This window comes from Pseudophaeobacter arcticus DSM 23566 (assembly GCF_000473205.1).
GTDB classification, from domain to species: Bacteria; Pseudomonadota; Alphaproteobacteria; order Rhodobacterales; family Rhodobacteraceae; genus Pseudophaeobacter; species Pseudophaeobacter arcticus.
Genome location: NZ_KI421507.1, coordinates 2,125,635 through 2,151,103, shown reverse-complemented (window position 1 = coordinate 2,151,103; position 25,469 = coordinate 2,125,635). Strand labels below are relative to the sequence as shown.

Genomic DNA, 25,469 nt, shown 5'->3' with positions numbered 1-25,469 from the left:
GCAGCTCTAGATCAAGCGAGAACAATGAGAACGCGGCCCTTTGGTCGCGTTTTTTGTTGGGTTTGGCTGTTGGGGCAGCCTATTCATCGCCCCATACCCGCGCCATACCCACTCCCTGGCACAGCTACGGCCTTTGGTGCCCAGGCCTACTGATCCGAAGGGTGGTTTACCCCGTCATGCCAGGGAATTTCACCATAGATTTGCGCATGGATTCTGGGATTGCCCCCGTCGATGCAACCCAGGTTTACCCCGCATTCATTCGGGTCAGAGCGGCGCTGATGATGGGTATAGATGCCGCAGGTCTTGCAAAAGTAGTGCTTGGCCGTGCCGGTGCCCCAGGTGTAGAGACTCAGGTTCTCGGCGCCCTTTTGTATCTTTAGGGAACTGCTGAGCGCCGTTACCGCCGCAGCGCCTCGGCGGCGACAAAAGGAACAGTCACAGCGGGCCGCCGAGGCCAGCCCCTGCGGAAAATCTGCGGTCAACGCGACTGCGCCACAATGGCAGCTTGCGGTGAGAGTGACCATTTGGCTCTCCTTCACTTGCCCCAGGGGCCGGGTTTTGTGCGACCTGGATTCTTTTTCTTGCGTGGCAGGCGGGGGACACGGGTGACGCTATAGGTATATTCGGTTTTGGGGTTTGGTGGCGTGCCGGCGGTCTGCTGCCAAAACCTTGGTCCGCCCCGGCGCAGCCAAAGCGGCAGCGCGAGCACCAGCCCAACCGCAAAACCACCAGCATGGGCCCAATAGGCGACACCGCCCTCATTCGGGTCAGAGCCAAAGCCACCAAAGATCTGCAAGGCCAGCCAAAGCCCCAGCATCAGCGCGGCGGGCACGGTGATAACGCGGAAAAATATGATCAGGATCAGCAATATGTCGACGCGCGCCTTGGGAAACAGCAGCAAATAGCCGCCCATGACCCCTGCAATGGCGCCCGAGGCACCGATGGTGGGCACCTGCGAGGTTGGGGCCGCCAGCACATGGATCAGCCCTGCGCCCACGCCACAGGCAAGATAAAAGGCGAGAAAGGGCAAATGCCCCATCTCATCTTCCAGATTGTCGCCAAAGATCCAGAGAAACAGCATATTGCCGCCCAGATGCATCAGGCCGCCATGGATGAACACCGATGTGAGCAGGGTGGAAGAGTTCTCACCCCCAACAATTTGTGCGGGGATGATGGCATAGGCCTGATAGAATTGCATCAGGGCCTGTGGATTGGTGCTGAGGCCCGAGTAGAGCAGATAAGCCAGAACATTGGCGGCTATCAGGACATAAACCACATAGGGTGTGCAGTTTGACGGGTTGTGGTCACGCAGTGGAAACATGGGGTGACGCTGGGCCGATTTTGGCCCAACGTCAAGAGCTTCTGCGGTGTTTCTCGCCTTAGCTTTCGCCGCCAAGCAGGGCCGCATTGCCGCCCGCTGCGGTGGTGTCGACACAGACATGGCGCTCTGCCAGAACCCGGGCGCGATCAGGGTGGCCAGGGATCAGCGGCAGGATTGGCCCCTGTCGTTTGGCCAGGGTGCGCTCGATTTCGCGGCCGGTGTCCTCATCGCCCCACCACAAGACGCCTGCAATCCCTTGGATGAATTCCAAACGATGCAGATCGAACAGCCCGTGGGCCTCGATTGCGGTGCCGCCGATGCCGATGACCTCTTTGGCCTGGGCCGCTGCGGCGGTGGCACCGGGCCCCATGCACAGCAGCGGCGGGCGGGCCGAGGTGGTCAGCCGGTTGGATTCACCGGTCGGGCCGGGCAGGGAGGTGGTGATGGGACGACCGGGAACGCCGGTCTCTCCCGGCAGCTCAGCCGTGGTTGTCCCCCAGGTTTCGGTGCTGGTCTGACGGTCTGGCGCGCAGAACCGGGCGAGGTAGTTGGGGCCACCTGCCTTGGGGCCGGTGCCGGACAGGCCTTCGCCGCCAAAGGGTTGGCTGCCGACAATCGCGCCAATCTGGTTGCGGTTCACATAGATATTGCCCGCGTGAATGCGGTCACAGACGTGCTGCACCCGGTCATCAATGCGGGTGTGCAACCCAAAGGTCAGCCCGTATCCGGTGGCATTGATCTGGTCGATGACCTTGTCCAGATCCTGGGATTTGAAGCGGGCCACATGCAGAACCGGCCCAAAGATCTCTTGCTCAAGATCGCCGATCCCCTTGACCGAAATCAGGGTTGGCCCGACAAAGGTGCCACCTTGCGGCGTGCTCATCTCTTTCAACACCCGACCTTCTGCGCGGGCCTGGTCGATATGGACCAGGATACCGGCACGGGCGCCCGCATCAATCACCGGGCCGCTGTCGACATTCAGATGCCAAGGATCGCCAAGATTGAGCACATCCATCGCGCCTTTGAGCATGGTCAGCACGCTTTCGGCAATATCGTCCTGCAGATAGAGACAGCGCAGTGCCGAACAGCGTTGACCTGCGGACTGAAAGGCGCTCTCAATAATCGACTGCACCGCTTGCTCGGGCAGGGCGGTACTGTCGACGATCATCGCGTTTAGCCCACCGGTTTCAGCAATCAGCGGCGCGCCGGGGCGCAGGCTGTCGGCCATGGTGCTGCGGATCCGCATGGCAGTGGCCGTGGAGCCGGTGAAGGCAACGCCATCAACACGGGCATCCCCGGTCAGGGCGGCGCCAATTTTTGAGCCCCGTCCCGGCAGCAGTTGCAGGGCGCTGCGGGGCACACCGGCCTCATGCATCAGCGATATGGCCCGATGGGCAATCAGCGGCGTTTGTTCCGCTGGTTTGGCCAGCACCGCATTGCCACAGGCCAGCCCGGCAGAAATCTGCCCCGAGAAGATCGCCAGCGGGAAGTTCCAGGGCGAGATGCAGGTGAACACCCCGGCAGGGGCCGCATTGGGGATATTTGCCGCGTAGTAGCGCATGAAATCCACCGCTTCGCGCAGCTCGGCCACCGCATCTGGAATGCTCTTGCCCGCTTCTCGCGCCAGAATGGCAAAGAGCTCGCCAAAGTTTTCCTCATAGAGATCTGCCGCCCTGTTCAGCACGGCAGCCCGTTCGGCCGCGGGGGCATCCCAGGGTCGGGCGGCGGTGAGCGCCTGTTCCACATCTGCCGCACTGGAGGGGGTAACCTGCCCGACGGTGGTCAGATCAGAGGGGTTGATGACATCCTCAGCCGCTTCCGGCGCTGCATCACCGGCAATCAGCGGCGCTGCTTGCCAGCTGTGTTTGTGCCAGGGCGCGCGGGCCTGCTCAATCCGGGCAAGGGTGGGCGCATGGCCCAGATCAAAGCCTTTGGAATTTGGCCGTTCCGGTGCAAAAAGTTCAGGGCCGGTTGGGATTTTATTGGCACAGTCCGCGGCCTCGACAAAGGGATCGGCGGCGACCACTTCGGGGGCCACCTCTTCGTCGACGATCTGATTGACAAAGGAGCTGTTGGCGCCGTTTTCCAGCAGGCGACGCACCAGATAGGCCAACAGGTCACTATGGGCGCCAACGGGCGCATAGATGCGGCAGCGGGTCTTGTTTTGCTCCAGCACCATATTGTGCAGGGTTTCGCCCATGCCATGCAGGCGCTGGAATTCATAGGCCTCGGCATCCTTGGCCATATGCAGGATTGCGCTGACGGTATGGGCGTTGTGGGTGGCAAACTGCGGATAGATCCGGTCGGTCATCTGCAACAGTTTGCGGGCATTGGCGATATAAGAGACATCGGTGAGCGCCTTGTTGGTGTAGACCGGAAAACCATCGACGCCTTCGACCTGCGCCAGCTTGATCTCGGTGTCCCAATAGGCACCCTTGACCAGGCGCACCATAAAGCGGCGGTTGTATTTTTCGGCCATCTCATACAGCGCGTCAATCGCCAGACCGGTGCGTGGCCCATAGGCCTGGACTACAACGCCAAAGCCCTCCCAGCCGGCCAGCGACGGATCCGAGACCACCGCGTCAATCACTTCCAGCGACAGCGACAGGCGATCGGCCTCTTCGGCGTCGATGTTCAGGCCCATCTTTGCGGATTTGGCCAAGAGCGCCAGCGCCTTGATGCGCGGTACCAGCTCTTCCATGACGCGGGCTTCCTGGGCCAGTTCATAGCGTGGGTGCAGGGCCGATAGCTTGATTGAAATGCCAGGGTTCTTCCGGATGTCATCCTCGGTGCAGCCAGCCGCAATCGCTGAGATCGCCTTGGAATAGGCCAGGTGATAGCGCGCGGCATCGGCTTCGGTGCGGGCGGCTTCGCCCAGCATGTCATAGGAGTAGGTATAGCCCTTGGCTTCCATCCCGGCGGCGCGCTTCATGGCGGCTTCGATGTTTTCCCCGAGCACAAACTGGCGGCCCATTTCCTTCATCGCGCGACCAACGGCGGTGCGGATCACCGGCTCGCCCAGCCGTTTGATCGCTCCGCGCAGCGCGCCCACGGGGCTTCGGTCTTCATCTAGCACCCGACCGGTGAGCATCAAAGCCCAGGTTGAGGCGTTGACCAGCGAGGAGGACGAGCGGCCCAGGTGCTTGCCCCAGTCGGAAGGTGCGATCTTGTCTTCGATCAGCGCATCAATGGTATCGGCATCCGGCACCCGCAGCAGGGCCTCAGCAAGACACATCAGGGCGACGCCTTCGTCGGTGGAGAGGCCATATTCCGCCAGGAAAACCTCCATCAGGCCCGGATTGGAATGGCCCCGGATGTCGCGCACCAATGCGGCGGCCTTGGTGCAGATCGCCGCGCGGTCCGCTGCATCCAGCGCTGCGGTATTGCACAGCTGGGCGAACATCTTTTGTTGGTCGACATAGGTTCCGGCATCAATCCGGTCACGCAGTTTGCTGTGCTTGGTCATTCTGAGGCTCCAATGCTATAAGGAGGGCGTTTAGAACAGAATACAGCCATTCATGCAGGACAACAGACTTAAGATTGTATATACATGAGGTGATTGACTGGAATTTTGTTAGTGGAGCAGTTCAAATGGATTTTTCAGATCTTGATCTCTTTGATCGAAAGATTCTCAACGTATTGGCGGAGGATGGGCGGATTTCCATTGCCGACCTTGCCCGTCGCATCGGGTTGTCGAAATCCCCGACGCAGACACGGCTGCGCCGATTGGAGAGCGCCGGGGTCATCACCGGGTATCGCGCCTTGATTGATCCAATCCGTCTGGGTTTGGATCACGTAGCCTTTGTTGAGGTCAAACTGGATGACACCCGTGAATCCGCCCTGTCCAAGTTCAACGCTGCAGTAGTGAAACTTCCTGAGATTGAGCAGGCCCATATGATGGCGTCGCATTTTGACTATCTGCTCAAGGTGCGCACGCGGTCGATGTCGGCTTACCGGCAGGTTCTGGGGGAAAAGATCTCCTCCCTGCCGCATGTGGCTTCCACCTCGACCTATGTGGCGATGCAGGCGGTCAAGGAAGATGCGGTAATGACCCCGGTTTGAGTGCCCCTAATTGAGGGCGTCTGGCAGCAGCTGGAGGGGGCAGGGGGGGAGAGGCAAAAATGCCCCTTTCGCCGATAAAACAGATTGTGCCTCAAGGTTTGGGCGGCTAGACCTTGGGACCAAGGCAGAGCCCAGGGCTGTGCCTTGGTTGCGGGCGTGATGGAATGGTAGACATACCAGACTTAAAATCTGTTGGGCCTTGTGCCCGTGTGGGTTCGAGTCCCACCGCCCGCACCAGCATCTAAACCGGCGTGAACGGTTTTGAACATTTATCCTTATAAAATAAGAGTGTTACGGGTTTTTCTGAATTGGGTGACTACCCATGGTGTGCAGGAATGTGTATTCGTTTACGCATATTTTCCGCACGGTGCGTAATTCATGGCGTCTATTCGTAAGCTCAAATCAGGATACCGGGCAGAGATTGCCCGCAGGGGTATCCGAAAGTCAAAGGTATTCCCGACAAAGCAAGAGGCCAAGGATTGGGCTGCGCGGGCGGAATATGAGATACTGCACGGCGATAAGATCGCTGCCAAGCTGACATTGGGTGAGCTGTTTCACCGCTACGCCCGTGAGGTGTCGCCAGCGAAACGTGGTCACCGATGGGAAGTCATCAGGCTGGAGAAGTTTGGGCGAGATCCTATTGCTCAAATTCGCCTGGAGGACTTGTCTGCCAAAGACTTTGCCAAGTGGCGGGACAAGCGGTTGCAGGAGGTCGCCCCGGCAAGCGTCATTCGAGAAATGCAGCTCATGTCTTCGGTTCTGACTGTCGCGCGGCGCGATTGGGAGCTGGTCTCAATAAACCCGCTGAGCGATGTGCGAAAGCCCACAAAGCCTCAGCCGCGTGATCGACTACCAACCTCTGCCGAGATCGAGGCGATGCAGTTCAGCGCTGGTGAGGATCTGAGCAAGGCCACTGCGCGCGCGTTCCATGCGTTCAAATTTGCGATGGAATGCGCCATGCGCGCGGGAGAAATCGCAGGGTTGGAGTGGGATCGCGTCGACCTGGATCGCCGGGTGGCTCTGCTGACCCACACAAAGAACGGCAGGCCGCGCGAGGTGCCTTTGTCGAGCAAGGCTGTTGAGCTCATAAGAGCGTTGCCGGAATTGGATCCCGTGTTTGGCCTGTCGTCTCGTCAGTTGGATGTGTTGTTCCGAAAGCTGCGGGACCGGGCAGGTGTGAAGGGGCTGACTTTTCATGATTCCCGCCATGCGGCCATTACCGCCCTCTCAACCAAGCTAGATGTGCTGGCGCTTGCTCGGATGGTGGGACACACAGATTTGCGGCAATTGCGGGTGTACTATAATGAAAGTGCCGAAGAGCTGGCCAAGCGCCTTGATTAGGCGTTTGAAATTTGGCTGACAGAGAGTCTGCTAAGCGCAGATTGCGACATTTGCAAAGTCGATGGATTTGGCTCGGATCGCCGCCAAGGTCGGCCCTCTCCGGACATTCACCAAGTCGCCTCTTGCTGCGAGGCAGCTTCCCCGAACCGGCCACCCATAATGTTATGCAGTATGGTTCGAGACACCCACACCGAAACCATCTCAGCAGATCACACGAGGCCTGGATCAAGCGGTTGGCTGCGAGCCAAAAGAAAAGGTCCCCGTGTATTGCGATGGCTGGGTGGGTGACGTTAGTTAGGGGGGATTTTGCTTTTCTTGATTGTGTGTTCAGTTATCACTGCCCCTGTTGTAAATCGTTTATGGGGCCAAAGTTTTGATCCTGCTCTCATTCGCAATTTCGCATAAGCCGGAGGTTTCATTGGATTATCACTTGCAGGACATCGACTACGTACAGAATTTCCAGCAGGGAGACATCATCCAGCGGGATATTCTGGAGAACGACGTGACCAATTACCAATGGGGTTTTGTGCTTAACGCAGACTGCGACATCGAGCAGCGCAAGAATTCCGACCGCATTTCTTGGATCGAGATTATCCCAGCGGAGGAGCATATTGCCACCCGTTGGGCGCAAAGACAGCTGAAGGACGAAGTTGATAAGCGCGCCCCAGCCCTAAGCGACGAGCTCAATGCCTGCATTAAGCGTCAAGATCTAGGCCTCGAGAAGCTTGACAAGACAGACTTGATTTCCTGGCTGCAAGAGCAATCAGGTCGCGAGGTGGCCGATCTCGTCGGCATCAATAAAGAAGAAACGATCCGGCGACTCGAGGCCCTTGCACTGGCAGTGCGGGCGACGGGATCTTACCTCGAAGAGCTCGTGCAACTGCGCGAGGCATTCGGGAGTCAGAGGGTTAAGGTCCTCGAGGCGGCGCGCAAGAGCCTCACGACTTCGGACGGCTTTCCGGACATAATTTTCGTCCCAGGCCTGCCAGGCTTCATGGAGCAAGGCTTCGTCCTACGTCTTCGGGACATCTTCTCGATCGAGCAACGTCATGTATTCCAGTCCTACCCGGACTGGAAGGTTCGCGACGAACGAGAGGGCTTCTTTCGAACGGGCAGGTTCTCAGACCAGATGCGCTACCAGATCGTTCAAAAAATGGCCTTTCTGTTCCTGCGTATCGGCGCGCCAGAAGCCTATGACAACCATTGCGGCCAAATGGCCGGCAAAGTCTTTATCGAAAAGGAAGCCTAAAGATGCCGAAGGCACTTGTAATCGCCGAAGAGGCGCTCGTGAGTCTCAATGTGTCCCTGATCGATGAAACCTGGACAGAAAACTTCGAGATCCCTGCCAATACCGTCGGCCTGCGTCGCGTTGAATTTGACGACTGTATCTATATCCTCGCCGAGGCCAGCAAAGAAGACAGCAGGTTCGTCATCGTCGACGTCGACATCTTGGCGAAAGTCGAATTTCCGGCGGATACCCTTAGCCGCATCTTCCGGGCAGGGATCTGCAAGTTCGACCGGACGAGCGCCCTGCCCACCAACTGGCAGCCTTTTCACGAGGGCCCGATCTTTTCGATTTACGTATCGAATTCTAGAACGTCCAGGCAAAGGCTGCACTTCTATCAAAGAGCCAAGGACACTGAGCATCTGTTCGTTTTCCTTGTCACGCCAGATGCTGTCCCCTTCCGGGGCATCTCGCCCAACTACGGCGTCTTTGACCGCGCGGTTTCCGGCATCCTCGATGCCCTTGTTGCAGAAGTCGTCGCGCCCGCGGAGACCTTCGGCGAATTCGGCATCCTCTTGTCGGAACATGACGGCCTAGGCTTAGGCTTCGACGGGCTGCTGAACGAATGGTACAATTCCAAGCTCAATACAGCCCAACGCGACTTCGTCACTCGCGATCATTCGGGCCCGGTGCGCCTCAGAGGGGCGGCGGGCACTGGCAAGACTCAGGCCATGGCGGTGAAGTGTCTTTGGGACCTCTACACAGACGCAGACGGCGATAATCAGAAGACATTCGCCTTTATCACCCACAGCTCGGCCCTAGCCCACGACGTCGTCCGGCGGCTCTTCCTCGTCCTTGATCCCACGCAACGCTGGGAGAAACTGACGACAAGCGAAGGGCGACCGAAACTATGGATCGGCACGCTTTACGATCTGGCACAGGAAAGGATGAGCTATGAGCGGAAAGGCCTGACACCCCTTTCCACCGACGGGCTCGAGGGGCGCGAGTTCCAGATGGACTTCATCCAGGACGCCATTTCCAAGATCGGCAAGAACCCCCGCCATGCACTGCCCTTACGCGCCAAGGTCAAGAACCTGTCTGCAGTCTTCACACCCGAAGGCCCAGGCCCAAGCCTGCTTCAAGACATCGCAAATGAAATCGCTTGCGTCCTTGATGCCGATCGCGTCCGCAAGGGGCATGATTCCGGCAAAAACTACCTGACCGCCCGACGCGAGTCCTGGCAGATGCCGCTGGAAACCCGTGCCGACCGCGAGCTGATGCTTGAGATTTACGATGCCTATCGGGCAGAGCTGCAAAGCCACAAGCTCTTTGGCATGGACCAGATGATTTCCGACTTCGAGCGTTACCTCGTGTCGCACGAATGGGACCACCTTCGAGAGACGCAGGGCTTCGACGTGATCTTCGTCGACGAGTACCACTACTTCAATCGCATCGAGACTATGATCTTCCATAATCTCTTTGCCCCCCGGGCCGCGGTGAATGGCAGTCTGCCGCTCTTTATGGCCTATGACCTGAAGCAAAGCATATCTGATGGAGCGCTCAACGCTGGGGCTGCTCGCTTCCGCAATCCAAAGGTGGGCGAGTCTAAACAGGTGGAGCTTCAACAGGTCTACCGCTCGACGGGGGAGATAGTGAGTTTCCTTAGACAAATCGACGGCGCATTCCCCGCTTTGAACCTTGAAGGGGAGCTCGCCTCCGAACTCGAACAATATTCGGGGAAATCCGAAAGGGAGCTGGGGGCCGTGCCGGAGATCTGGGAGTTCGATAAGAACATCGAGCTAATTGATAAAGTCGTGGCAGATGCCAAGGCCGAAACGGTTCGTTTGCAAGGTCGTGGTCGACAGGTGGCGGTGCTCTGCATGTCCATGGACATGTTCCGGATTTATCGGGAGGCCGGACGCATCAAAGAAAATGTAGTGCGGGTGGAATCGCGCGAAGACCTTGATCAGCTGCGTTACGCCAAGCGCAAATGCGTGCTGTCCATGCCGGAATATGTCGCTGGCCTGCAATTCGAGACGGTCTATCTCATACACGTCGATGCCGCCGACTGGGCGACGCATGACCTGAGCGTGGGCGCCAAGCGACGCTACCTGTCGCGGCTCTACCTTGGCGCTAGCCGGGCGGCCAACCGGTTGATCCTAGTCTCCTCTCACGAACGGGGCGGCGCCAGTCCGATCCTCTCCGGCCTGTATCAGGCGAACTCGCCGGACCGGGAGAATTGAGCTGAATAGACCCGGTCGGCACTACCCTTGCAACGGCGAGGCCATATCCATGGTATTGAAAGGTTGTCTTAACTTGCAGCCTTTTAGATCCCGCGCTTCGTTCCGTTGTTCCGGTAGGACGATGAACGACAGCTAAACCGGTTTCTGCGCGTTCGGTGCTGCACTGCCATCAGTCCGCTGTCCGCTCTCAGTGCGGAACTCCTTGATCTTGGGGAGACAGGCTTGGCGGAATGTCCGGATCCGCGATGAATCTATGGCGTGTTCGCGTTTGCGGCGAACGGCCGCTGTCCGCCCGCTGCGTCGACGGTGGGCCCATCGCTGCGCCTCGAACCGATAACTGCTTTGGGCTGGCAGTGGCCATTAACCTTTGGCGGGCATAGAATTGTGAAGGATGGGGCCAGCACTTAGATATCGAGGTTTTTGACCAACCCTTTGTTGCGTTCCAGCTTTCCATCTCTGACCCAGCGGCGGACTGTCGCTTCTGATTTCCCCGCCTTTTGGGCGTATTCCGCGACTGTGATCCACTTGGCCGGCGGGCTGATTTTGGAAGACAGGAGTAGCTTCTTGATCTCGGTCAGTTCGTCCTGAAGACGTGCGAGGGCGTCAGCATCTACTGCAATAAGTTGCTGTGTCATTTTTGGTTCCTGGTTCGCGCTGCAGTAACAGCTGGGGTGGTTGTCGTGTCAGGCGGTAAATTTGTGATCGCTGGCATAGTCGCCCCACTGATCTGCCATGGCATTGGCAATGCCGGGGAAGGTCTTGCTGCGGATCTGCCAGCGCAGTTCGCCCGGCGGAGCGCGGTGGATGGCAGACCAGCGTTTGTGGGTCTCTGTGCCTTTCTCAGGCGGTGTCAGCTTGTTGGTGGGGGTGAGCTTGGGCAGCCCGCGCAGATATAACCCTGTGGATTTAAAGGCGGGCTCCCCAAACCACCAGGGCTGCACATGCTGGGCGGCGGGCTGAAAGTTCTCGATCCGCTGTTTTGCATGTTTGTGCATTACTGGGTTCTCTACCGCGACGCGCGCGATCGGCGCATTCCAGCAGGCTGAAAACAGCGCGGCACCCGCATCGAGATCCGCCCACATTTCCGACAGGCTGCGCCCCTTTGGGGGCTGGTGCAGCCAGCGCACGCCGCTGTTGCACAGCCGGGTGCAGGGCGGGTGCATGACGGCCAGCAGATCCCAGCCCATTTCCAGCACCTCGCGCACATCGCATTGCATGTGGCGGTTGCTGCGGTCCTGCGCGGGCAACAGATCACAGGACCAGGCGTCATGGCCGCGCTCAAGAAACGCCCGGCGCACCGCACCGCTGGTTTCGCAGCCGATCAGAACTTTTAGCTGTTTCATGGTGGTCCTAGTCTTTTCCTGCGGCACGTCGCATGCGGCGGATACTGCGGCGCATGATGCCGGCGCGTTCCTGCCGCAGGGCTGCGAGCGCCAGTTCTTTACGCAAGATCCGGCTGTGAAGGCGCGCAAGGCGTTCAAATTCTTCCGGGGTGGCGTGATGCATCCAGGGCGCGCCAAGGCCGAACGGCTTTTCTTGTCGAGGGGCTGGCATCTCTGCCTGTACAGCAGCGGCAAGTGCACGGATGAAATCAGTCGGGGCGTGTTTTGTCGGCATTTACCCATGCTTTCTGGGGGCTTGGATGCGGCCAGACCAGATCAGGAAATCGGTGTGCATGTTCTCAAACCGCAGGCGCGCAGCGGTGTCGGTTGCAAGCTGGCGGCGGCCAGTGACCTGGCAGACCGTGCGCAGATGTTCCGTGGCCGCTGTCGGGCTGAACTGGCCGCCGGGAAAGCCATTGCGGGTGGCGGCGTAGCGCTGAAAGGCCACGTCATGGGCCAGCATGGCGGCGCGCATGGGGGTCTTGTCCTGTACTATTTGTTGCATGGTGCCTCCTGTTGTCTGGATGGGGCGCGGCGGGTGTCGGTGAGTGATGGGCTTTTTCGTGCCGCGCCCTATTGGGCAGCGCTTACGCTGCCGGTGTCGGGCATGGGGAAGAGTGCTGAGCGACCGGGGTTTTGGCAGCGGCGGCGAGCCAGGCTGATAGCGCGGCATAGTTGTCGCTGCCAGTTTCACAGATCCCCAAGAGGTCTGCGCGGTGGGTCAGGTTTTCTGGTTCCCACCAGTCCTGCGGATCATCGCTTGGCGGGGTGATGGTGCCGCCGAGGTCAAGGAACCGCAAAAGCCGGTCCAGGCCGTGGTATTGCTTCAAATCCAGCGCAGCCGCGCGGATCGCAGGAAAATCAAGCGGCATGGGGCGGCTGGCCACAATAGCCCTTTGTTGCGATCAGGTCGCGGACCCTCTCAGCGACACGATCAAGAGTTTGATCGATCGGCTCTGGCGTTGGGGGCGGGCAATCCACGATATGCTGCGGCCGCAGTCTGCTGGGATCAAAGCTTTGCCCGCGCTCAGCCTTGAGTGCGGCCCAGGCCGTGGTGAATACGGTTGTGTCGCTGAGGAAATCCTCTGGATGAGAGGCGATCCCGCGGGCGGTCTGAATGACTTCTTTTGGAAGGTCTTGCATCTAATTCTCCTTCGGTTGATGGAGTTCAGATAGTACGAAAATTTCGCATACGTCAATTCAAAAATACGAAAAAATGGTATTTTAGAAATATTCTCTTGGGTTGCCTTGGGGTTTTGTATTGGACTAAAACGTGAACATTGTGGAGGAATCGTATGCTGCCAAGGGCAATTGCCATCATCCTTGTTCCGTTGGGAATCAATCTGAACTGGGTGTTTGCGCCAATCCTATGGCTGCGCATTAGCCGAGGTGCTTCAGTATCTCTTGAAGAACGTCGGCGGGCAGCCGCGCGGGGTCGCCCCCTAGAATGAAGTTAAAGTCCACCGAAAAGGCGGACAGGAAATAGCTCATAAGCTGGACAGAAGGCGCGCCGCTTTGTTCCTGCGAACGAAAGGTCGTGTATTTTATACCCGCGTTTGCTGCGAGTTCTTTCTGCGACAGGCCGGTCATTAAGCGTGTTGCCACCAGGCGTTGGTGGATGGCTTCTGCGGAGGTGTCACCGCGTCGGCAGGCGCGTTCTGTTTCAAGATAGTTCATGGGATAGTTTTCGCGGAAATACGATAAATTCGCACCAATGAAGTGTTGTATGCTTGATAATGCGAAAATATCGTATTATTGGCGTAGGCATGACCACTCGTACCCTGATCCAAGCTTTGGGTGGATATCGCGCCGTCGCGATGCGCCTGAACAAAAAACCAACAACCGTGCATACCCATATGCAAGAGGGCGTGATGCCTGCTGCCTGGTATGATGCGTTGTGCAAAATGGCGCGAGAGCAGCAGGTGGATGAACCATCGCGGGCTCTTTTCTCCTTTCTGAAGGTGACGCCGACCCAGAGGGAGGACGCCGCATGAGCCGCCCGCGTCTAACCCTGATTGTAAGCAATGATCTGTCATGTGCCGAGGCTGGCACGCCCCAGCTGCAAAGCTCTTGGTCAAAACAGTTGGACCCGTACCGGCTGAAGGTCGAGGCGCCGGACCTGTGGTCCAGCTACTTCCGCGCCCGGTTCAATAGCCCGCGCGAGGTGGCGCTGTTTTGTGATGTCAGTTTCCAGACCGCGCTGAACTGGTGGGGGGCGGTGACCTCTCCGGCCAGCCACATCGCGCTGCTGATGATCCTGACCGATCCGCAGGCGCCGGAGTTCTTCCAGACACAGATGGGGCAGGCGGCATGAGCATCCAGACGCAACGCATTGCCTACCAGATCTGGTGGATGACCCGCGCGACCGCGGGCGATTGCACCCTGACGGATCTGGCGCGCTTTACCGGCGCCTCTGCGAATACCTGCCGCAACATCTGCATGCACCGGGGCTGGGGCAACCGCTACCGCCGCCGGGTCACGGATCGGCGGCAACGGGCGGGTGTTCGGCCATACCCCAGTGACAGGGCGCGGGATCTGACGGAGATTTTTGCATGAGCCCATCTCCCAACTTTCTGCGGCCCGTCGATACGGGCGATCTGCCGGAGTACCCGCTGTCCTGCGATGACCGGCTGGACAGCCATTTCTTCATGGCCTGGGAGCGGCGGCGCTGGCTGGCCTCGGACATGCGGCTGAATGCAACGCCGGAATGCCGGGCGCTGTTCTTTGATCTGATCAATATCGCCTATGACAACAGCCCCGTCGGCACTCTGCCGGTGGATCAGAATATTCTGGCCAAACTGCTGATGATTGATCCGGTGCATTTTGGCTCGCTGTGCAAGCTGGACTATGGCCCCCTGTACAAGTGGGAGGCCTGCCGCTGCGACAATGGCGATATCCGGCTGATGCACCCGATGGTGCTGCGCAGCCTGACCGAGGCCATGGCCCGGCGCCAGGACCACCGGGCGCGCAATGACGCGGCCAACTCGGCCAAGCGGCTGCAGCGGCTGCGCATCACGGTCTCCGGCTATCACGCGGATCTGGCCAAGAATGATGCGGCGGTGCGCTGGATGGATGAATGGCTGGTGAAAGAGGGCTGCGAATACCGCAGCGCCGCCTGGATCGAGCGCTCGATGCAGGCCTGGTCGAACCACATCTTTGACCTCGGGCGCTCCGGGGGCGCGTTTCAAAACAGAGGATCCTGACACTGTCCGACAGTGTCCAAGACTGTCCGGCGGACAGTTCAAGACAGTCTCGGACAGTCTCAGACTGTCCTGCACGACATAGACATAGACAAAGACAAAACATGACAGCAGGACGGTTGCGCCCCAGATGCAGCGCCGCGCCTGTGGATAAGTCGGAAATGCTGAGAAAGAGGAAGGGCAGAGATATGGATGCCAAAGAACAGAGCGAAGGCGAAAAGCGGGTTGAAGCGGTTCTTATCGCCCCATTGGAGGCCCTGGGGCTTGCCAGACCAACGACGGCGACCCTTGCCAAGTTTGAGGGGCAGAAGAACGAACTGCGCCAGAAGCTCGCCTACATGACGGAGCGGGGCCTGATTGAGCTGCGGGAATGGGTTGAGGCGCACCCGGGCGGCAAGGATAAAGATCGGTTCCCCATTCCGCTGAAGATCCTGCAGCGGGCGCATAAGATCGAAACACCAGAGACTGGCCCGTCTCCCTTTATCCTCAAGGTGTTTGCCACCCACCATCTGGTGCCAGAGGCGCTGGCCAAAGGGTGGGCGCCCGAGTTGTTGCGGCAGGTCACAGCTGAACGCGGCGTTTGGCCCGGTGATTGGACCTGCTCCAGGCTGCGCAATGAGGGCATCGAGCATGCGCGCCGCCTGGAAGATATCGAGCTGCGGATGTCGCGCGGTGAGCAGATCCCGCCAGAGGAGATGGCGTTTCGGGATCGGCGGCTGGCTGCCTTGCGCAGGTGTCAGGACATTGGTGATCAGGCGCGGGCGGGGCAGGCGGCATGAATATGGCTGCTGATCTGGCGATCCCGCCTGAACCGGGCTGTGGGTCTCGGCTGACCACGGTGCGCGCCCCGCGCAGCGGCAAGCTTGTGGTGGGCGTGCTGGACCTGATCGAGTGGGCCTTCCAGCGCGAAAAGGTCAGCCTCGACTTTAACGAGATCGAGAGAGAGACGGGCGCGCGGCCCGGCATTGGGGTGGAATATCTGATGATGCAGCAGGCGAAACTTGGCTGTCGGGTGCAGGGCGGCGGTTGCTCACCGCGTCACCACGATGCGGATATGGTTGCGGCCTCCCTTGCCAGTCTGCCGGACAGCCAGGGCGGGCGCCGCATGGCTGTTGAGATCGCCGAGCTGGCCCGTGTCGGCCAGCGGCCTGACTGCATGATTGGTCTGCGGGCAAGCTGCGGTCCGGTTGCATGGCGGGGAAGTCGGCATGGCCGGTTTGCGGTGACAGAGCGGTGCACAGAACTTGGCGCGCGGTGGCCGGCCAGCCAGCTGGGCACCAAGGCAAACGGGTCCTGGTGTCGGGTGAGTTATGCCGGGTCGGCGCGTGATGTGGCAGCGGCACGGCGGCGCTATCTGGCGTGGTACGGGGCCTTGTTGCATCTGCGTTATGTGTTGCAGGTGGCTTGCCCTCTGACCTCGTTCACGGTGTCTCAGGCGATGCCTGCGCGCAATCCCTGGCGCGGGGCTTGACGGTCAGGATCTCAATCTCTAGACAAGATGCCAACACCTTATTCATGCCCGAAGCGGAAACCCCGCCTCGGGCATTTTGCGTTCTGGGGGCCAGCGAATGACAGCCCGAAGCGAATATCACCACCTTTACAATCTGTCGGCATGGCGGCGTCGGTTGCGTCCGCAGCACCTGGAGCGGGAACCGCTGTGCCGGGCCTGTCTGCGGCGCGGCATCCTGAATGATGGCTCGCTGACCTCGGCGGGTGCGGAGCAGACCAATGCACGGCGGCGGTTTCTGGTGGTGGATCACCTGATCCCGCATCGCGGCGACCGGACCTTGTTTCTGGATCCGGGCAACCTGCAGACGCTGTGCCCGGATGACCATGACCAGAACAAGCAGCGGCTGGAAACACGGGGCTTCTCGCAGGAACGCGGCAGCGATGGCTGGCCCATCGACCCGCTGCATCCCGCCAATCAGTAGACCAGAGGTCCACCCCGTGATGGGGAGGGGGAGGGTCGGCAGGAAAATCCCTTTTGGTGGAAACCGGAGGGAGAACCTTTCTGTGCGCAAAGCCCTAATTGAATAGAAAAAACCACAGGTTATGGGAGGAAGTCACAACATGGCACGGGGCCGCAAGCCAACAGAGGAAAAGGTTGTTCCGCTCACCGATGAGGGGGTGCAGCCGCATAATCTGCAAGAGCGCGCCCGCGCCCGGCTTGAGGAATTGCGCCCCGAGGGGCTGACCGGCCAGCTGCGCTGGACCTTTGACCGGCTGGCGCTGCCGCTGTGTCACCCAACTGTTGACCGGCTGAAACCCCAGCACCTGCAGCCGTTTTTGCAGCTGTGCAAGGCGGTGGTGCGCCATGACCGGATCGAGCTGGAGCTGGAAGAGCTGGGGGAGACCTATGTGAGCCAGACCCGCAACGGCACCCAGATCAAGGCGCGGCCTGAGGTGGCGCAGCTGAATGAAACCTTCCGGCAGATCCGGGGGCTGGCAAATGATTTTGGCATGACGCCNGCNGCCGANCGGGGGCTGTCAGGCGGTGGCCAGATGGGCTTTGACTTCCCCGATCCCAATAGCCCAGAGGGGTTCATGACGTGAGCGACACTGCGGTGCGGATCAGCTATGAGGAGGATCCGGTCACGGCCTGGGCGCAGGATGTTGTNGCTGGNGCAATCACCGCCGGGCCCTATGTGCGGGCGGCGGCTGAGCGGCACCTGCGCGATCTGATCGAGGGGCCAAAGCGCGGCCTCAAATGGGATCTGGTGGCGGCGCAGCGGGCGATCAGCTTCTTTCCCCAGGTGTTGCGGCTCAATGGCGGCCAGTTTGAGGGGCGGCCCTTTCATCTGCACCCCAGCCAGGCGTTCCGGATCGGCTCGCTGTTTGGCTGGAAGAAGTTCAGCGCCACCCATGGGGCCTGGCTGCGCCGCTTTACCCGGTTCTATGATGAGGAAGGCAAGGGCAACGGCAAGTCGCCCATGCTGGGCGGCATTGGTCTCTATATGATGGTGGCGGATGGTGAGCCGCGCGCCGAAGTTTACGCGGCGGCTGCGAAAAAAGACCAGGCGGGCATTTTATTCCAGGATGCGGTGGCGATGGTGGATCAGTCGCCGGTGCTGAAACGCCGGGTGAAACAGCTTGGGGAAAACCCGGTCTGGCAGCTGACCTATGTTGGCAAGTCGGGCGACAAGCGCAAGTTCAAGCCGCTGTCGGCGGAAAAGGCGCAGTCGGGGCCGCGCCCCCATTGCGCGCTGACCGATGAGGTGCATGAACATCCCAACCGCGATGTGATCGATATGCTGGAGCGGGGCTTCAAGTTCCGCAAACAGCCGCTTTTGTGCATGGCGACCAATTCGGGCACCGACAAGAAATCGATCTGTTGGGAAGAGCACCAGCACGGGGTCAATGTGGTGACCGGGGTGCAGGAGGATGACAGCACCTTTGCGTTCATCTGCGCGCTGGATGACGGCGACGATTGGGAGAATGACCCCAGCTGCTGGGTGAAGGTGAACCCGCTTTTGGGGGTGACGATTGAGGAAGAGTATCTGCGGGGTGTTGTGAAACAGGCGCGGATGATGCCGGGCAAGCGCAATGGCATTGCGCGGCTGCATTTTTGCCAGTGGACGCAATCGGTAAAGGCGGCGATCAAGCGCGATGCCTGGGTGGCCTGCCATGGTGATGTGGATGCAGAGGCCTTGACCGAAAAGGGATACCGCTGTTTTGGCGGGCTGGATCTGAGCCAGGTGCGGGACTTCACTGCGCTCACCCTGACCTGGGTGCTGGATGCCACCAAGGACGCGGAACAACTGGTGTCAAAGACCTGGTTCTGGACGCCAAAGGATACGCTGCTGGAGCGCGCGGGCCGCGATCAGGCGCCTTATGATCTCTGGGCCGATCAGGGCCATATCGAGGCGATCCCCGGCGAGCGGTTGAAATACCCCTGGCTGGCGGATGCGCTGGCGGATCTGAACGCGCGCTATCTGCCAGAGGTGATTGCCTGCGACCAATATGGGCTGGAGCGGCTGAAGGACAGCCTGACGGAAAAGGGGCTGTTGTTGCCAAGCGAGGTGCATCCGCAGGGCTTCCAGAAGCGGATCCTGGACAAGGTGCCGGATCCGACCAAACCGGGGGAAGAGGTCGAGATCTATCTGTGGATGCCGGATTCGATCAACAAGCTGGAAAACGCAATTTACGATGGGCGGCTCATGGTTGCCAAGAACCCGCTGCTGGACAGCATGGCGGCCTCGGTGACCTACGCCGAGAACCGCACCGGGCACCGGATGTTTGACAAGGAAAAGGCCCATGGCCGGATTGATGGCATGGTGTCGCTTGCGATGTCGGCGGGCATGGCGCTGTGCCGGGACCGTGGCCTGCCGGAGCAGTCGCCCTGGGCCGATGATGGCTATTCAATGGAGGATGACCTGTGGGATTGATGGGCAGATTGCGCCGTGACCGGGCTGTGGCCGAGGCGGCGCCAGAGGATCGCGCCCAAGTGCTGGTGGACAGTGGGCAGGTGGACGGTAATGCGACCAGCATTGCGGATGTTCTGAATGGCGGCACCTCCGAGGGCGTGACCATGAAAGAGGCGCTGTCGCTGCCAGCGGTCTGGGACGCGATCAACTTTCTGTCGGCGGCGATGGCGGGATTGCCGATTGAGGTGTTTGAAAAGACCGATGAGACGGGCGGAGACAAGAAACTAACCGGCGGCGTGGCCGATGTGTTGGGGGCGGCGGTCAATGACAGCACCACCTCGTTCAGTTGGCGCGAGACGTTTTTTGCCCAGGTCTTTGGGCCGGGGCGCGCCTATAGCTACATCGAGCGCGACCGGCGCGGCGAGGTGATCAATCTCTTTGCGATGGAGTATGATCGGGTCACGGTGCGCAAGGTGAAGGGGCGTCTGTTTTATGACTATATGGAGCCATCGGGGCGGGTGAAAACCTATGCCGGCAAGGACGTGATTGATATCGCCTATATGCTGAAACCGGATCATGTGAACTGCCATAATCCGGTGATGACCTGCGCCAGCGCCATCCGTCAGGGGCTGAATGCCAACCGCTATGCGCTGACGGTTTTTGGCAAGAATGGCGTGCCGCCCTATGTGCTGAAAGGCCCGTTTACGGCGGCCAGGGAAATGATGCGGGCGGCGGCGGATCTGATGAAGGTGACGCGCCGGTCGGCAGAGGATGGCAAGCCGATCCTGCCGATGCCTGCGGGGCATGACCTGGTGCGGCTGGGGGATGACCCGGAAAAAATGCAGCTGACGCCGGTTCAGATCTTTGCGGTGGGGCAGGTGGCGCGGATCTATCAGCTGCCGCCGGTGTTTCTGCAGGAGCTGAGCAAGGGCAATTACAACAATATCGAGCATCAGGATTTGCACCTGGTCAAACATACCCTGCGGCGCTGGGTTGAGAAGTTTGAGCAGGAGCTGACGCTGAAGATCTTCGGGCGCGGATCCAGGCGCTATGTGAAGCTGGACCTGGACGGCATCATGCGGGGCGACTTCAAGACCCGGATCGAGGCGATTGTGAAGGCGGTTCAGAACGCGCTTTTGACCCCGAATGAGGGGCGCGAGATGATGAACAAACCACCGCTGGCGGGGGGCAACACCCTGTTTATCCAGGGCGCCACGGTGCCGCTGGAAATGGCGGGCACGGCCTTCAACAAGAATGCGCCCCCGGCAGACAGCGACACGGCTGCCGAAGAGTCCGAAGAGACAACAGAAACCGAGTAACAGGAGGTCGCGATGAGCGAGCCGAAACGTGAGGTGCGTTATTGCGCCGTCGCGCCCGTTGAGCTGCGTGAGGCTGCGGGTGATCAGATCAATGTGACCGGCTATGCCGCTGTCTTTGGCGAGGCGACGGATATTGGCCCGCTGGACAGCTGGGGCTGGTCGGAGGTGGTGGAACGCGGTGCCTTCAGCGCGGCGCTGCAGCGCGGTGATGATGTGACCTTTCTGATCAATCACCGGGATCTGCCGCTGGCGCGCACCACATCCGGAACGCTGACGCTGACGGAAGATGAGCGGGGTTTGCGGGTGGATACGGCGCTGGACGCCAGTGATCCGGATGTGATGCGGATCCTGCCCAAGATGCGGCGCGGCGATCTGACAAAGATGAGCTTTGCCTTTGAGGCCGAGAAAGAGACCTGGGACGAAACCGGCGATCACGCGGTGCGCAGCATCCAGTCGGTGCGCCTGTATGATGTCTCGATTGTGACGGACCCGGCCTATGAGGGCACCGAAATCGGCCTGCGCTCAAAACAGTTGGCACTTGGCGGCGGCGGGGATCTGCACCGCCGCCAGATGCAGATGCGGATGCGACTGACCTGCGGCGGCTGAGCCCGCATTCCACCGCCCAGATAGATCGCGCGCCCTGGGCAGGCGCCTCTTTCCACACCCAATCACCAAAACCAATCTCAACATCAAAGGATGATCCTATGAGCAAGATCAAGGAACTGCGCGAGCGCGCCAAGACAATCGAAACCGAAGCGCGCTCTATCTTGGACAGCGTGACCGACAAGACGCCCAAGGCCGAGGCGGAGGCGGCGCATCAGAAGTTTGACACCATGATGGACGAGCGCGACCGCGTTGTGGCGCAGGCTGATCGCGAAGAGCGGGCCTATAAGGCGGCCCAGCAGGAAGAGCGGCGCCGCGAGACCCGGGAGCGCGAAGAGCGCGAAGCGCAGCGTCCTGGGCAGGAAGAGCGCCAGCACAACCCGGCGCAGGCGGTTGGCGATGAATACCGCGAGGCCTTCCGCCAGTATCTCGCCAATGGGGCGGATATGTCCGAGCTGGACCGCGAAGCGCGCGAGGCCCTGCGGGCGGGGGCGCAGGAGATCCGGGCGCAGAACACCGGCACCGGGGCGCAGGGCGGCTTTCTGGTGCCCACCACGCTGGCCAATACGATCAATATCGCCGCTGCCGCCCATGGCCCGATGATGGATGGGACGATTGCGACCGAGATCAATCTGGCCAATGGCGCGCCCTTTGATATGCCGATGGTGGACGATACCGATGCCGAAATGGATCCCCATGCTGAGGGCGAAGAGGGGGTGGATGATGACAGCGGCGACATCGTCATCGGCAAGACGCAGCTGCTGGCGCATGTGATGAAAACGCCCTGGATCAAATGGTCCTTTGAGCTGGCGCAGGATTCCAGTTTTGGCTTTGAGGCGCTGCTGGGGCAGCTGATCGGGGAGCGCATCGGGCGCACCGGCAACAAGTGGCTGACGGTGGGCAGTGGCGTCAATGAGCCGCTTGGGTTTGTGACGGGCGCTCCGGTTGGCCATGCGGCGGCAGCGGCGGCGGTGCTGACCTTTGATGACATCATCGATCTGGAGCATTCGGTGGATCCGGCCTATCGCACCGGTCCCAAGGTGCGGTTCCAGATGCATGACCAGACGGTCAAGGCGCTGCGCAAGATCAAGGATGCCAATGGCCGCTATCTCTGGTCGGACGGGGACGTGACCAAGGGGGTGACGCCCTCGCTGAATGGCAAGCCGGTGTCGTTCAACCAGGCGATGGCGGTGATTGGCGCCTCGGCCAAGCCGATCTCCTTTGGCGACTTCTCGCAATATTATGTGCGCAAGGTGGGCAATCCGCTGATTGGTGTGGCGCGCGAGAAGTTCTTTCCGAACCTTGCGATCATGGGGGTGCATCGCATTGACGGCGCACCGGGTCAGACCAAGGCCATCAAGACGCTGCAGATGGCGGCCTGATCTGGCGTCTTTCTGGCTGTGTTGAGGCGGTCCCTTTGGGGGCCGCTTTCCTGTTTCTTATTCCCGAGGGTGACCCCCATGAAAATCAAAATCCTTACCAGCTGCGGCAGTGTTGCTCGCAGCTTTACCGCAGGTTCTGAGCCAATCGTTGCTGATGATGTCGGCCAGGATCTGGTCAATGCGGGCTACGCTGAATTGCTTGACGCCGATGCCCAGCCCGTTGTGGCGGTTTCCGAGCCAACCGAGCCAACCGAGCCAACCGAGCCAACCGAGCCAACCGAGCCAACTGAGCCAACTGAGCCAACCGAGCCAACCGAGCCAACCGGGGAGTGATCCGATGGCTTTGACGCGGAGTGTTGCACCGGGGCAGCCGCCGGTGGATCTGGCCCGGCTGCAGGCGCATATGCGGCTGGAAGCGGGGGAAGATGATGACCACCTGCAGCACTGCCTGGATGTGGCGATTGCGCAGTTTGATGGCGCTGAAGGCGAACTGGGCCGGGCACTGATGGACCAGACCTGGCGGGAGACCTTCGCGGCAGTGCCGGGGGATGGCCGGGGCGTTGCGCTCACGCTGTTGCCGGTGCGCGAGATCGTCCAGGCCGAGATCCGCGATGCCAATGGCGACTGGATTGCGGTTGAGGGCGTGACGTTAGAGGATCTGGAGGGGGATCGCAGCGCGGCCTTTGCGCCGTCCTGGGGCGCGCCGGGGCACCACCGCTGGCCCTTGCGGATTGACTATGTGGCGGGCTTTGGTGCGGAGCCGGGCGCGGTGCCCTTGCCGATCTGCCATGCCATCCTGCTGTTTGCGGCGCATCTTTATAAGGCGCGTGAGCCGGTAACCTTTGAGGGCACACCGGTTGAGGTGCCGCTGTCTATCGCGCGGCTGGTGGCGCCGTTCAAAAGCTGGTGGATGTGATGCGGATTGCTGAGCGGGATCGCCGGATCATCATCCTGCAGGCTTCCTTTGAGAAAAACGACGCCAGGGAAATGGTGGCAACGGGGTGGGCTGAATACGCGCGCCCCTGGGCCTCGTTTGCGCCTGTGTCCGATGGCGAGCGGCTGCGGGCGGCGGCGGTGGAGCAGAAATCGGATGCCCGGTTTGTTGTGTCCTGGTCGGTGCGGCTTGCCGCCATCACCAGCGCCTTTCGTTTGCGCTTTGACGGGGATGATTGGCGGATCACCGGCATCAAGGAATTGGGCTTCCGCAGCGGGCTGGAGATCTCTGCCTGGCGGTTGAAGACGGCAGGAGGCTGATATGGGTGCAAAACTGCGGATTGAAGGCTCTGGCGATATTGAGCGCGCCCTGGTGCAGCTCACGCGGGGTCAGTCGAAAGCCTCGGGGCGGCGGGCGCTGAAGACGGTTCTGAAGCCGGTGGCGCAGGCGGCAGAAGGCATGGCGGGCGGCAAGTTCAAAGTCGCGGTGACCAGCAAGCTGGACAAGAGCCAGAGGCGGCGCGCGCGCGGCGATCAGGGCCGCAATCGGGTGGCCATGTATGTGGGGCCGGTGCAGGCGGATGGCAGTCATTCCCCGCATGCGCATCTTTATGAGGATGGCACCGCGCCGCGCTACCACAAAGAGACCGGCAAATTTACCGGCGAGATGCCAGCCAATCCCTTCCTGCGGCCTGCCTGGGATCTCTATGCGCCGGGGATGCTGCAGGCTCTGGGGCTGGAGATCCGCAAGGATATCGACAAAACGCTGGAGCGGGCGCGGCGCAAGGCTTTGAGGGCTGGCAAATGAGCCTGGAGTTTGAACTGGGGGTCTTGCTTGAAACCCTTGGGCACCCCGTTGTCTGGGGCCTGTTTGACAGCGACGTGGGCTTTCCCCGGATCAGCCTGCACCGGGTTGGCACGGTGACGGGCTACGCGCTGCAGGGCCGGGCGGATGTGGAAACCGCGCGGGTGCAGGTGAATATCGATGCGCTCTCATATGGTGAGCTGATCTCGCTGGGGCCTGCAGTGTCCCACCTTTTGACAGGTTATCGCAGCGGGTCGGTGATCCGCTGCAAAGAACTCTCGCGCCGGGACGGGTCCTCCGAGACCGGCGGCGAAGTGGTCCGGCGTCAAATGCTGGATCTCCAGGTGCGCTACCGCGCCTGAATACCCCAGGCGTGACTGCGCCTGGCCTATTACGCATGGCCGGGTAACCGGCTGAATACTCTGACAATCTGAAAGGAATAAGCCAATGGCAGAAAATGTCATTCCGGGCGATCTGTGCGATGTGCAGTGGTCTGAAGACGGGGTTGCCTGGGAGGTAATCAAGGGGTGCAAAACAGTTGGCATCCCCGAGGAAAGCCCGGAATACCGGGACCGGACCTCGCTGGACAGCCCTGGCCGCAACAAGGAATACGGCGTCGGCCTGACCGACACGGGCGAGCTGACGCTGAGCTGTTTCTACTCGGCAGATCTCTATGAGAAGGCGCTGGCGCGCAAAGGCAAGGTGATCTTCTTCAAGGTGGATCTGCCCGCTGTTGCAGGCGCGCAGCTCACCGGGGATGCCTTTGATTACAAGGCCTTTGTGAACCCCTCTATTCCGTCTGTGGACGTGGATGGCGATTTGATGACCGATCTCAAACTGCGCCCGACGGGTGTGGTTGGGTGGACCAAAGGGAACCCAGTCGTATGATCCGCAGCGCAAGCATGAAGCTGGGGAAAAAGACCCTCAAGCTGAAGTTCTCCACCCGTGCCCTGATCCGCATTGAAGCGGAAAACGGCGGTCAGTCTTTTGACACCCTGCTGGATCAGCTGATCACCGGCGCCGGGGGCGTGACCCTTATGGCCTCGGCTTTGGGGGCGGGGCTCAATGATGGCAAGGGCATTGATTCCGACCAGGCCCTGGACCTGATCGACCAGGCGGGCGGGGTTCGCAAGTTGGTCCCGCTGGTTGCCCAGGCCATTGGCGCCGCCTTTGACGTCAAATCCGCGGCTGATGAGGACGGCCAGGTTGATGAGGCCAGCGAGGCAGGCGAGGTCGGTGAGGCTGGGCCGGGAAAGGGCAGTGCCGCCGCAGAGGCGTAGACTGGGAGG

At 60.4% G+C, this 25,469-nt stretch carries 33 protein-coding genes and 1 tRNA gene; 24 read left to right on the top strand and 10 right to left on the bottom strand.

Features of this window, described 5'->3' with window-relative positions:
- Nucleotides 1-146: 146 nt before the first annotated feature.
- From ARCT_RS0114430 to putA, 3 genes are read right to left on the bottom strand one after another with little or no spacing between them, the layout of a single operon-like run.
- Nucleotides 147-524: a GFA family protein gene (locus tag ARCT_RS0114430; protein WP_027240707.1), complete on the bottom strand. Its 378-nt coding sequence runs from the start codon at nucleotides 522-524 to the stop codon at nucleotides 147-149.
- An 11-nt stretch (nucleotides 525-535) separates the two neighbouring features.
- On the bottom strand, nucleotides 536-1,321 hold the full coding sequence (locus ARCT_RS0114425; RefSeq protein WP_027240706.1) for a rhomboid family intramembrane serine protease: 786 nt from the start codon (nucleotides 1,319-1,321) through the stop codon (nucleotides 536-538).
- A 58-nt stretch (nucleotides 1,322-1,379) separates the two neighbouring features.
- Nucleotides 1,380-4,787 (bottom strand): bifunctional proline dehydrogenase/L-glutamate gamma-semialdehyde dehydrogenase PutA, encoded by a 3,408-nt coding sequence (putA, locus tag ARCT_RS0114420; RefSeq protein ID WP_027240705.1) that lies wholly within the window; start codon nucleotides 4,785-4,787, stop codon nucleotides 1,380-1,382.
- 125 nt (nucleotides 4,788-4,912) lie between these two features.
- Here putA and ARCT_RS0114415 point away from each other — a divergent pair, with 125 nt between their 5' ends.
- The 5 genes from ARCT_RS0114415 to ARCT_RS0114395 all read left to right on the top strand — a co-directional run bounded on the left by ARCT_RS0114415 (nucleotide 4,913) and on the right by ARCT_RS0114395 (nucleotide 10,192).
- Entirely contained in the window at nucleotides 4,913-5,383 is a 471-nt protein-coding gene (locus ARCT_RS0114415) for an Lrp/AsnC family transcriptional regulator (RefSeq protein ID WP_027240704.1), read from the top strand.
- 150 nt (nucleotides 5,384-5,533) lie between these two features.
- Nucleotides 5,534-5,620: transfer RNA gene (locus ARCT_RS0114410), tRNA-Leu, on the top strand.
- A gap of 141 nt (nucleotides 5,621-5,761) precedes the next feature.
- Entirely contained in the window at nucleotides 5,762-6,724 is a 963-nt protein-coding gene (locus tag ARCT_RS0114405; RefSeq protein ID WP_027240703.1) for a tyrosine-type recombinase/integrase, read from the top strand.
- Between the two features lie 418 nt (nucleotides 6,725-7,142).
- Nucleotides 7,143-7,973, top strand: a complete 831-nt coding sequence (locus tag ARCT_RS0114400; RefSeq protein ID WP_154665363.1) for a hypothetical protein — start codon at nucleotides 7,143-7,145, stop codon at nucleotides 7,971-7,973.
- 2 nt (nucleotides 7,974-7,975) lie between these two features.
- Nucleotides 7,976-10,192, top strand: a complete 2,217-nt coding sequence (locus tag ARCT_RS0114395) for a UvrD-helicase domain-containing protein (protein WP_027240701.1) — start codon at nucleotides 7,976-7,978, stop codon at nucleotides 10,190-10,192.
- A 404-nt stretch (nucleotides 10,193-10,596) separates the two neighbouring features.
- On the opposite strand, the gene ARCT_RS26170 is transcribed toward ARCT_RS0114395, so the two are convergent.
- The 7 genes from ARCT_RS26170 to ARCT_RS26160 all read right to left on the bottom strand — a co-directional run bounded on the left by ARCT_RS26170 (nucleotide 10,597) and on the right by ARCT_RS26160 (nucleotide 13,251).
- Complete coding sequence (locus ARCT_RS26170; RefSeq protein ID WP_036784935.1) at nucleotides 10,597-10,827, bottom strand: hypothetical protein; 231 nt, start codon at nucleotides 10,825-10,827, stop codon at nucleotides 10,597-10,599.
- A 48-nt stretch (nucleotides 10,828-10,875) separates the two neighbouring features.
- Entirely contained in the window at nucleotides 10,876-11,535 is a 660-nt protein-coding gene (locus ARCT_RS26165; RefSeq protein ID WP_036784932.1) for a hypothetical protein, read from the bottom strand.
- Nucleotides 11,536-11,542: 7 nt separating this feature from the next.
- Nucleotides 11,543-11,809, bottom strand: coding sequence for a hypothetical protein (locus ARCT_RS0114380; RefSeq protein ID WP_027240700.1), 267 nt, complete (start codon nucleotides 11,807-11,809; stop codon nucleotides 11,543-11,545).
- Nucleotides 11,810-12,079: a hypothetical protein gene (locus tag ARCT_RS0114375; RefSeq protein ID WP_027240699.1), complete on the bottom strand. Its 270-nt coding sequence runs from the start codon at nucleotides 12,077-12,079 to the stop codon at nucleotides 11,810-11,812.
- Between the two features lie 82 nt (nucleotides 12,080-12,161).
- A complete protein-coding gene (locus ARCT_RS0114370) occupies nucleotides 12,162-12,446 on the bottom strand; it encodes a hypothetical protein (protein WP_027240698.1) in 285 nt (94 codons plus the stop codon).
- Nucleotides 12,436-12,717 carry a hypothetical protein gene (locus ARCT_RS27580; RefSeq protein ID WP_084300872.1) on the bottom strand — a complete coding sequence of 94 codons (282 nt, stop codon included), beginning with the start codon at nucleotides 12,715-12,717 and terminating at the stop codon, nucleotides 12,436-12,438. Before ARCT_RS27580 ends, ARCT_RS0114370 begins: the two co-directional genes overlap by 11 nt.
- A gap of 237 nt (nucleotides 12,718-12,954) precedes the next feature.
- Nucleotides 12,955-13,251 (bottom strand): helix-turn-helix domain-containing protein, encoded by a 297-nt coding sequence (locus ARCT_RS26160; RefSeq protein WP_154665362.1) that lies wholly within the window; start codon nucleotides 13,249-13,251, stop codon nucleotides 12,955-12,957.
- An 89-nt stretch (nucleotides 13,252-13,340) separates the two neighbouring features.
- Here ARCT_RS26160 and ARCT_RS0114355 point away from each other — a divergent pair, with 89 nt between their 5' ends.
- From ARCT_RS0114355 to ARCT_RS0114265, 19 genes are all read left to right on the top strand, one after another.
- Nucleotides 13,341-13,568 carry a hypothetical protein gene (locus ARCT_RS0114355; protein WP_027240696.1) on the top strand — a complete coding sequence of 76 codons (228 nt, stop codon included), beginning with the start codon at nucleotides 13,341-13,343 and terminating at the stop codon, nucleotides 13,566-13,568.
- Complete coding sequence (locus ARCT_RS0114350; RefSeq protein ID WP_027240695.1) at nucleotides 13,565-13,888, top strand: hypothetical protein; 324 nt, start codon at nucleotides 13,565-13,567, stop codon at nucleotides 13,886-13,888. Before ARCT_RS0114355 ends, ARCT_RS0114350 begins: the two co-directional genes overlap by 4 nt.
- Entirely contained in the window at nucleotides 13,885-14,130 is a 246-nt protein-coding gene (locus ARCT_RS26155; protein WP_036784924.1) for a hypothetical protein, read from the top strand. The genes ARCT_RS0114350 and ARCT_RS26155 overlap by 4 nt, the downstream gene beginning before the upstream one ends.
- The gene (locus tag ARCT_RS0114340) at nucleotides 14,127-14,777 is read left to right on the top strand and encodes a hypothetical protein (protein ID WP_154665361.1); all 651 of its coding nucleotides are present in this window, start codon (nucleotides 14,127-14,129) and stop codon (nucleotides 14,775-14,777) included. The genes ARCT_RS26155 and ARCT_RS0114340 overlap by 4 nt, the downstream gene beginning before the upstream one ends.
- Before the next feature lie 185 nt (nucleotides 14,778-14,962).
- Nucleotides 14,963-15,553, top strand: a complete 591-nt coding sequence (locus ARCT_RS0114335) for a hypothetical protein (protein WP_027240693.1) — start codon at nucleotides 14,963-14,965, stop codon at nucleotides 15,551-15,553.
- Nucleotides 15,554-15,555: 2 nt separating this feature from the next.
- The gene (locus ARCT_RS0114330; protein WP_051361076.1) at nucleotides 15,556-16,245 is read left to right on the top strand and encodes a hypothetical protein; all 690 of its coding nucleotides are present in this window, start codon (nucleotides 15,556-15,558) and stop codon (nucleotides 16,243-16,245) included.
- A gap of 97 nt (nucleotides 16,246-16,342) precedes the next feature.
- The gene (locus ARCT_RS26150; protein WP_051360767.1) at nucleotides 16,343-16,705 is read left to right on the top strand and encodes an HNH endonuclease signature motif containing protein; all 363 of its coding nucleotides are present in this window, start codon (nucleotides 16,343-16,345) and stop codon (nucleotides 16,703-16,705) included.
- Between the two features lie 121 nt (nucleotides 16,706-16,826).
- Complete coding sequence (locus tag ARCT_RS0114320; protein ID WP_456153986.1) at nucleotides 16,827-17,327, top strand: P27 family phage terminase small subunit; 501 nt, start codon at nucleotides 16,827-16,829, stop codon at nucleotides 17,325-17,327.
- Nucleotides 17,324-19,159 carry a terminase large subunit gene (locus tag ARCT_RS0114315; protein WP_027240690.1) on the top strand — a complete coding sequence of 612 codons (1,836 nt, stop codon included), beginning with the start codon at nucleotides 17,324-17,326 and terminating at the stop codon, nucleotides 19,157-19,159. The genes ARCT_RS0114320 and ARCT_RS0114315 overlap by 4 nt, the downstream gene beginning before the upstream one ends.
- Nucleotides 19,159-20,457, top strand: coding sequence for a phage portal protein (locus ARCT_RS26145; protein WP_051360766.1), 1,299 nt, complete (start codon nucleotides 19,159-19,161; stop codon nucleotides 20,455-20,457). Before ARCT_RS0114315 ends, ARCT_RS26145 begins: the two co-directional genes overlap by 1 nt.
- Before the next feature lie 12 nt (nucleotides 20,458-20,469).
- Nucleotides 20,470-21,063, top strand: coding sequence for an HK97 family phage prohead protease (locus tag ARCT_RS26140; RefSeq protein ID WP_051360764.1), 594 nt, complete (start codon nucleotides 20,470-20,472; stop codon nucleotides 21,061-21,063).
- Nucleotides 21,064-21,161: 98 nt separating this feature from the next.
- A complete protein-coding gene (locus tag ARCT_RS0114300) occupies nucleotides 21,162-22,442 on the top strand; it encodes a phage major capsid protein (protein WP_027240689.1) in 1,281 nt (426 codons plus the stop codon).
- Between the two features lie 78 nt (nucleotides 22,443-22,520).
- Complete coding sequence (locus ARCT_RS28405; RefSeq protein ID WP_027240688.1) at nucleotides 22,521-22,775, top strand: hypothetical protein; 255 nt, start codon at nucleotides 22,521-22,523, stop codon at nucleotides 22,773-22,775.
- 4 nt (nucleotides 22,776-22,779) lie between these two features.
- On the top strand, nucleotides 22,780-23,358 hold the full coding sequence (locus tag ARCT_RS0114290; RefSeq protein ID WP_027240687.1) for a head-tail connector protein: 579 nt from the start codon (nucleotides 22,780-22,782) through the stop codon (nucleotides 23,356-23,358).
- Nucleotides 23,358-23,696, top strand: coding sequence for a head-tail adaptor protein (locus ARCT_RS0114285; protein WP_027240686.1), 339 nt, complete (start codon nucleotides 23,358-23,360; stop codon nucleotides 23,694-23,696). Before ARCT_RS0114290 ends, ARCT_RS0114285 begins: the two co-directional genes overlap by 1 nt.
- Nucleotide 23,697: 1 nt before the next feature.
- Nucleotides 23,698-24,183: a hypothetical protein gene (locus tag ARCT_RS27130; protein ID WP_051360762.1), complete on the top strand. Its 486-nt coding sequence runs from the start codon at nucleotides 23,698-23,700 to the stop codon at nucleotides 24,181-24,183.
- Nucleotides 24,180-24,542, top strand: coding sequence for a hypothetical protein (locus ARCT_RS26130; RefSeq protein WP_036784920.1), 363 nt, complete (start codon nucleotides 24,180-24,182; stop codon nucleotides 24,540-24,542). The genes ARCT_RS27130 and ARCT_RS26130 overlap by 4 nt, the downstream gene beginning before the upstream one ends.
- An 85-nt stretch (nucleotides 24,543-24,627) precedes the next feature.
- Nucleotides 24,628-25,068, top strand: a complete 441-nt coding sequence (locus tag ARCT_RS0114270; protein WP_027240685.1) for a phage tail protein — start codon at nucleotides 24,628-24,630, stop codon at nucleotides 25,066-25,068.
- Entirely contained in the window at nucleotides 25,065-25,460 is a 396-nt protein-coding gene (locus ARCT_RS0114265; protein ID WP_027240684.1) for a hypothetical protein, read from the top strand. Before ARCT_RS0114270 ends, ARCT_RS0114265 begins: the two co-directional genes overlap by 4 nt.
- Nucleotides 25,461-25,469 lie beyond the last annotated feature (9 nt).